This window comes from Streptomyces turgidiscabies Car8 (assembly GCF_000331005.1).
Classification (GTDB): domain Bacteria; phylum Actinomycetota; class Actinomycetes; order Streptomycetales; family Streptomycetaceae; genus Streptomyces; species Streptomyces turgidiscabies.
In genome coordinates this window covers 1-7093 of record NZ_AEJB01000029.1, presented here as the reverse complement: position 1 = coordinate 7093, position 7093 = coordinate 1, and the positions used below count along the sequence as shown (strand labels likewise).

5 protein-coding genes are annotated in these 7093 nt (G+C 71.4%); 1 reads left to right on the top strand and 4 read right to left on the bottom strand.

The genetic code is table 11. The annotated features are described in order from the left end of the window. Positions 1–23 precede the first annotated feature (23 nt). The 4 genes from STRTUCAR8_RS02290 to STRTUCAR8_RS02275 form a co-directional block, all read right to left on the bottom strand. Complete coding sequence (locus STRTUCAR8_RS02290; RefSeq protein WP_006373773.1) at positions 24–2414, bottom strand: transglutaminase TgpA family protein; 2391 nt, start codon at positions 2412–2414, stop codon at positions 24–26. Then, entirely contained in the window at positions 2411–3784 is a 1374-nt protein-coding gene (locus STRTUCAR8_RS02285) for a DUF58 domain-containing protein (protein ID WP_006373777.1), read from the bottom strand. Before STRTUCAR8_RS02285 ends, STRTUCAR8_RS02290 begins: the two co-directional genes overlap by 4 nt. Continuing rightward, the gene (locus STRTUCAR8_RS02280) at positions 3781–4821 is read right to left on the bottom strand and encodes an AAA family ATPase (protein ID WP_006373774.1); all 1041 of its coding nucleotides are present in this window, start codon (positions 4819–4821) and stop codon (positions 3781–3783) included. Before STRTUCAR8_RS02280 ends, STRTUCAR8_RS02285 begins: the two co-directional genes overlap by 4 nt. A gap of 249 nt (positions 4822–5070) precedes the next feature. Then, entirely contained in the window at positions 5071–5619 is a 549-nt protein-coding gene (locus STRTUCAR8_RS02275) for a beta-class carbonic anhydrase (RefSeq protein WP_006373778.1), read from the bottom strand. Between the two features lie 389 nt (positions 5620–6008). Here STRTUCAR8_RS02275 and rsmH point away from each other — a divergent pair, with 389 nt between their 5' ends. Further along, positions 6009–6965: a 16S rRNA (cytosine(1402)-N(4))-methyltransferase RsmH gene (gene rsmH, locus STRTUCAR8_RS02270; protein ID WP_006373775.1), complete on the top strand. Its 957-nt coding sequence runs from the start codon at positions 6009–6011 to the stop codon at positions 6963–6965. Positions 6966–7093: the final 128 nt, after the last annotated feature.

Sequence of the window (7093 nt, the reverse complement as noted above, 5' to 3'; positions counted from 1 at the left end):
CGGCATGTCCGGCTGTGGGGCCGTCAGCTCTGCTGGCCCCATGGCTTGCGCAGGACCGGCCTGGCCGCCGACGCGCGCTCGCTGAGCTCCGTCCACCGGGCCGACAGCGCCCACACCACACGGACGGTCGAACGCGGGGCGAACATCGCACGCAGCTTCGTGCCCCGGCCCACCGTGGCGCGCAGCGCCTCGGTCACCCGGCGCACGTCCTCCGCGAGCCCCGCCGTCGGACGGGGACTGGGCGCGTACAGGACCTGTTCCACGGCGTCCGCCACCCGGTGCACGGCGCTCGCCGCCGTCGGGTCGAGAAGCCCGAGGCGCACGATCCTGGCCGCCGCTCTGCGGGGCGTCTGGGACTCCTCCGGACTGATGCCGAAGTCCCAGGCGGTGTCGGTCAGTTCCTGCCACGCCGACAGCGCGTGGACCGTCGCGTCGGCGTCACCGCGGCCGTGTGCCCCGAGCCGTACGGCCCGGATCCGCAGCCGCCACAGCATCGGCAGCAGCAGAAGTGCCAGCACGGCCAGTGCGGCCAGCGTCCACCCCAGTTCGGGAGACCACCAGTCGCTGTCGCCGTTCTGGCCGATCGCGGCCTGCGCGGACTCGCTCGCGCAGCCCCCGTCCAGCCGCCGCTGCGCCGCCGTGCAGGTCTGGCTCGCCGAGGCGGAGTCGGAGGGCGCCACGGAGGCGTTCTTAGACGGCACGTCCGGGTTCGGGATGTCGCTGTTCGGCGCCTGGGACTGCGTGTACTCGGGCACCGAACCACGGGTGGGGGTCGGCTCGAAGCGGGTCCAGCCGACGCCCTCGAAGTACAGCTCGGGCCAGGCGTGCGCGTCGCGCAGCCCCACCGACACCGTGCCGTCCGGCTGCGGGGTGCCCGGCGCGAAGCCCACCGCGACCCGGGCCGGAATGCCCAGCGTGCGGGCCATCGAGGCCATCGCGAAGGAGAAGTGGACGCAGAAGCCCTCCTTGTCCCTCAGGAACCGCGCGATCGCGTTGGAGCCGCTGCCGACCTGCACCTGGGTGTCGTAGCGGAAGCCGCCGCTCACCGAGAACCAGTCCTGGAGCTTGACCGCCTGCTCGTAGGCGTTGGCCGAACCGGCGGTCACCTCGCGCGCGGTGCGCGACACGATCGCCGGCAGCGACTCGGGGACCTGGGTGAACTCTCGCACCAGCGCGGGGTCCGGTTCCGGTGCCTCGGCGAGCTGCTGCGCGGTCGGCTGCACGTCCAGGCTCGTCACCGTGTACCGCGCGCCGCGGGTGTTCTGGCCGTGGTCGCCGACGAGAGTGCGGCCCACCGGCTCGAAGCGCCAGCTGCCGTCGATCTTCACCCCGGTCGCGGGGTACGGCATCGGCAGCCAGTCCTGGGCGTACCAGTCCGCCGCCGAGATGCTGGTCGTGATCTCGGTGCGGCGTACGTCCGCGCTGAGGCCCAGCGGTGTCGGGAACTTGCCCGGCACATCCTGGATGTGCCGCTGGGACGGTTTCCACGCGGTGCCGTCGAAGGAGTCGAGCGAGACGATCCGCAGATACAGGTCCTGGGTGTCGTCCGTGCTGTTGCGCACGGACATGACCTGGCGGTCCTCGTCCACGTTCAGGCTGTCGCGCAGCGACACCAGGGGGTTGACGGCGGAGATCGTGCCGCCGCCTCCGCTGCCCGAGCCGACCCCGCCCCCGGCGGCGCTCAGCAGCCCGCCGTCGAGCGAGGGCAGCGCCAGTGGCACCACCAGAGCAACGCCCAGCGCGACCGCGCCGATCCGCCGTCCCGTGCGAACGGGGGCGAGCGCACTGCCGGTCGGCAGGTCGCCCGGCGCACGCGGGGCGCCACCGAAGACCCGCCCCCACTGGGAGAGCCGGTCCCGGCCCTCGGCCAGGAGCAGCATCAGGTAGCCCGCCGCGGCCAGCAGAAACCACACCCAGGCGCCGCTGCCGTCGGCCAGCCCGGCCGCGACCGAGTACAGCGCGAGCAGCGGCAGGCCGGCCGGAGCCGCGCTGCGGAACGTCACCGCGAGGGTGTCCACGGCGAGCCCGATCAGCAGGGCACCGCCGACCACCATCAGCCGGATGCCGTCGGACAGCGGCGCGGGGATCGCGTACCGGCCGATGTCGTCGGCGCCGTTCTGCAGCAGCGTGCCGAACTGCTGGAAGGTCTCGGGGCCGGGGATCAGGCCGAAGAGCGCCTGCTCCCGGGCGAAGACCACGGTCAGCAGGACGAGCGTGACGAGGAGCTGCGCCGCCACCGTCAGCGGCCAGGCCAGCGGTACCCGCCTGGCCCCAGCGCCGACGATCGTCTGTATGCCCAGCAGGATGGCCACCTGGAGCAGCCAGCTCACGTCCTCGACCAGCGGCAGCAGAGCGCACGCCGTCAGCATCGTGGCCACCCAGGCGCACAGCGCCAGTCGTGCGCGCCCGCTCATGAACGTCCCTCCCCGCCGCTGAGGGCACCGAGACCGGAACGCTCCCGGTCCGCCTGGCGCCACAGGTCACTCATCGCGGCCCCGCGCGGCACCCGCACCGCTGTCCACCCCGCCTCGCGCAGCATCCGCAGCGACTCCTCGCCCGGGTCCTCGGGACCCGGCACATCGTTGGGTTCCCGCACCCAGGTCTCACTGTCCAGGACGAAGGCGACCGCCCCGCCGCTGCGCTGCCGCATCTTGGCGGCCACCGCGGCCTGCTCCTCGTCGAGGTCGCCGAAGAACGCCATCAGCATGCCCTCACCGCCGCCGCGCAGTACGTCGTAGGCGCGCGAGATGTCCGTGCCGTCCGAGTGGTCGATCACCGCGAGGGTGTCCATCATCAGTCCGGCCGCGTCCGCCGACCCCTGGCTGGCGCCCGCGAAACCCTCGGCGCCCTCCCCGGGTACGGAGTTGCCCGTGTCGGTCAGCAGGCGTACTGAGAAGCCCCGTTCGAGCATGTGGACCAGGACGGACGCCGCACCCGAGACGGCCCACTCGAAGGCCGAGTCCGGGCCCGCGCCCAGGTAGGCGATGCCCCGGGTGTCGAGGAGCACCGTGCAGCGGGCGCGTTGCGGCTGTTCCTCGCGTCGCACCATCAGCTCGCCGTAGCGGGCGGTGGAGCGCCAGTGCACGCGGCGCAGGTCGTCGCCGTAGCGGTACCCGCGCGGGATGACGTCGTCCTCGCCGGCCAGCGCCAGCGAGCGCTGCCGTCCGTCGCCGTACCCCTTGGCCTCGCCGGTCAGCCGCGCAGGCGGGAGCGCGTCCACGCGCGGGATGACCGTCAGGGTGTCGTACGTCGAGAAGGAGCGAGTCAGCTCGCACATACCGAACGGGTCGGTCAGCCGCAACTGGAGCGGGCCCAGCGGATAGCGGCCCCGCAGGTCGGAGCGGACGCGGTACGACACCTCGCGGCGCCCGCCCGCCTCCACCCGGTCCAGCACGAAACGGGGGCGCGGACCGAGCACGTAGGGCACCCGGTCCTGGAGCATCAGCAGGCCTGTGGGCAGCCGCGAGACGTTGTCCATCCGCAGATGGACGCGGGCCTCGGAGGCGGCGGGCACGCGCGCGGGGGAGAGCCGGCGGCTGCCTGCCACCCGGTAGCGCGTGCGGTACAGGACGGTCGCGCAGACCAGCGGCAGTACGGACAGCAGCAGGCCCACCCGGAGCAGATCGCTCTGCCCCAGGACGTACGCGCAGATGGCGGCGGCGACCCCGGCGGCCAGGAAGGAGCGCCCGCGGGTGGTGAGGCCGGCCAGCGCCGTGCGCACCCCGCCCTTGTCACCCTTGTCGCCCTGGTCGTCCTCCGGGTGCCCGGGCGCCGCAGCACTCATCCAAGCCTCCGCGGTGGCTGCTGACCGAAGTCGGGCGCGGAGCGGCCCATCCCGAAGCCGCTCTGCTGCTGGGGCGCCGCGGGCACCGCGGTGCGCTGGAGGATCTCCTGCACGACCTGCTCGGTGGTGCGGCGGTTCAGCTGGGCCTGGGCGGTGGGCAGCAGACGGTGGGACAGGACGGCCACGGCGAGGGCCTGGATGTCGTCCGGCAGCGCGTACTCCCGGCCGCTCAGGGCGGCGGACGCCTTCGCGGCGCGCAACAGATGGAGCGTGGCGCGCGGCGAGGCGCCGAGTCTGAGGTCGGGGTGGGTGCGCGTGGCGGCGACCAGGTCCACCGCGTACCTGCGGACCGACTCCGCGACATGGACGTTGCGGACGGCCTCGACGAGCTTCACGATGTCGTGCGCGTGGGCCACCGGCTGGAGGTCGTCCAGCGGTGAGACGCCGCCGTGCACGTCGAGCATCTGCAGTTCGGCCTCCGCACTCGGGTAGCCGATGGAGACGCGGGCCATGAAGCGGTCGCGCTGTGCCTCCGGGAGCGGGTAGGTGCCCTCCATCTCGACCGGGTTCTGGGTGGCCACCACCATGAAGGGGCTGGGCAGTTCGTAGGTCTGCCCGTCGATGGTGACCTGGCGCTCCTCCATGGACTCCAGGAGCGCGGACTGGGTCTTCGGCGACGCGCGGTTGATCTCGTCGCCGATCACGATCTGCGCGAAGATCGCCCCCGGTTTGAACTCGAAGTCGCGGCGCTGCTGGTCCCAGATGGACACACCGGTGATGTCCGAGGGCAGCAGGTCCGGCGTGAACTGAATGCGCCGCACGGAACAGTCGATGGACTTGGCCAGCGTCTTCGCCAGCATGGTCTTGCCGACGCCGGGAACATCCTCGATCAGAAGATGCCCCTCGGCGAGCAGCACGGTCAGCGAAAGCCGTACGACCTCAGGCTTGCCCTCGATCACTCCCTCCACCGAACTGCGGACTCGCTCCACAGTGGCGGTCAGATCAGTGAGGCTCGCTCGATCGTCATAGGTCGTCACACGGCCCTCCTAGGCCCGTTCTTTCTCCAGGCCGACGCGCTGCGATGCGGACCGGCCCACCCCGAAACACGGACACCACACGGGGAAAGTTCCGCGTGACGTCACACCCGCATTCTTGTTGCCGTTACCGGTTCGTGTCACTCGCCTGTGGACAACTGGCAGGGCTATGTCTTGTTTCAGGGCTTTTCGGCCCTGAAGTGCAGGGTAAATTTCGTAGAGACATACGTACGGATGCGCGGTCCGGTTCGGTTACGAGGGGTCGATCTCGCGAAGCAGGCCCGACTTCACGTCGAAGACGAAGCCGCGGACGTCGTCGGTGTGCAGCAGGAACGGGTTGGTGCGCACACGCTGCATCGACTGACGCACGTCCTGGTCGACGTCCCGGAATGCCTCCACCGCCCAGGCGGGGCGCTGGCCGACCTCGGCCTCCAGCTCCTGCCGGAAGTCCTCCGTGAGGGACTCCAGGCCGCAGCCGGTGTGGTGGATGAGGATGACGCTGCGCGTGCCCAGCGCCCGCTGGCTGATGGTCAGGGAGCGGATCACGTCGTCGGTGACGGCACCTCCCGCGTTGCGGATGGTGTGACAGTCGCCGAGCTCCAGACCGAGGGCGGCGTGCAGGTCGAGACGGGCGTCCATGCAGGCCACGACCGCCACCTGGAGCACGGGGCGGGCGTCCATCCCCGGGTCGGTGAAGGCCGCGGCGTACTGCCCGTTCGCCTCGACGAGGCGGTCGGTGACCGTGCCGTCGGTGGATATGGCGCCTTCGGGTCCGGTGGGAAGTGATGCAGAAGTCGTCATAAGCATGACGGTACTGGTCACGCCCCTCGCGGGCCCGCTGTGAGAGGGGACAAAGAACATCAATGAGCGTTGTTGTGAGGTAACCCACAAGGGTGGTGCGAGTGTACCCGTTCGGGTGATTGTGGTGGATTTACGGCTTGTCGGGGCGGGGCGCCGCGACGCGCAGGCCGTTGATTGACCGCGCGACACGGTGGACTAAAGTGACGCGAAGCGGGAGGCGAGACTCCCTGCTGGATTGATTGATCCCCCGCGTGCGCGGCGCGTACGTACGGCTCGGCCTCCTCCCGCTCCCGGTCGGCTGACGCTTCCGGCGCCGGCAGACCTCCCCTTCTCCGAGCGGGCGGGGACCCGGCGGTGCGTGACGGCCACGCCGGACCTGAGAGGGCCCCTTGAGCAACAGTCGACACGTCCCGGTGATGCTCCAGCGGTGCCTGGACATGTTGGCCCCCGCACTGGAGCGGCCCGGAGCGGTCGTCGTCGACTGCACCCTCGGCCTCGGCGGCCACAGCGAGGCACTGCTCGCCCGTTTCCCCGAGGCCCGGCTGATCGGCCTCGACCGCGACAAGGAGGCACTGCGCCTCTCCGGGGAGCGCCTCGCCCCCTTCGGTGAGCGGGCCGACCTGGTGCACGCGGTGTACGACGAACTGCCCGACGTACTCGACCGGCTGAGCCTGCCGAAGGCCGACGGCATCCTGTTCGACCTCGGCGTCTCCTCCATGCAACTCGACGAGGCCGACCGGGGGTTCGCCTACGCCCAGGACGCGCCGCTCGACATGCGCATGGACCAGACGACCGGCATCAGCGCCGCCGAGGTCCTCAACACCTACCCGCCCGGTGAACTCGTCCGGATCCTCCGGGCGTACGGCGAGGAGAAGCAGGCCAAGCGGATCGTCTCCGCGGTCGTGCGCGAGCGCGACAAGGAGCCCTTCAGCAACAGCGCCCGGCTCGTCGAACTGATCCGCGACTCGCTGCCACAGGCCGCCAAGCGCACCGGCGGCAACCCCGCCAAGCGCACCTTCCAGGCGCTGCGCATCGAGGTCAACGGCGAACTGACCGTCCTGGAGCGGGCGATCCCGGCCGCGGTGAAGGCCCTCGCCGTCGGCGGCCGGATCGCCGTCCTGTCGTACCACTCGCTCGAAGACCGGCTGGTCAAGCAGGTGTTCGCGGCCGGTGCGGCCAACACGGCGCCCCCGGGACTGCCCGTGGTGCCCGAGCGTTACCAGCCCCGGCTCAAGCTGCTCACCCGTGGTGCCGAACTTCCCACCGAGGAAGAGATCGCCGAGAACCGGCGAGCCGCCCCGGCGCGACTGCGTGGGGCCCAGCGCATCAGGGAGGACGCCGAGTGAGGCGTACGGAGGGGACGACGGGTGAGTAGGCAACCCGGACCTGCCGGGCGGACGAGCGGGCAGACGCGTGGCAGGACCCGACTCGCGGGGAGGGTGAGTGAATAGCAACCCCGAACTGAGGGGTCGGG

Coding starts and splice junctions, on each gene's coding strand:
- STRTUCAR8_RS02290 (WP_006373773.1), bottom strand. CDS start 2,414: ATGAGCGGGCGCGCACGACTGGCGCTGTGCGCCTGGGTGGCCACGATG.
- STRTUCAR8_RS02285 (WP_006373777.1), bottom strand. CDS start 3,784: ATGAGTGCTGCGGCGCCCGGGCACCCGGAGGACGACCAGGGCGACAAG.
- STRTUCAR8_RS02275 (WP_006373778.1), bottom strand. CDS start 5,619: ATGACGACTTCTGCATCACTTCCCACCGGACCCGAAGGCGCCATATCC.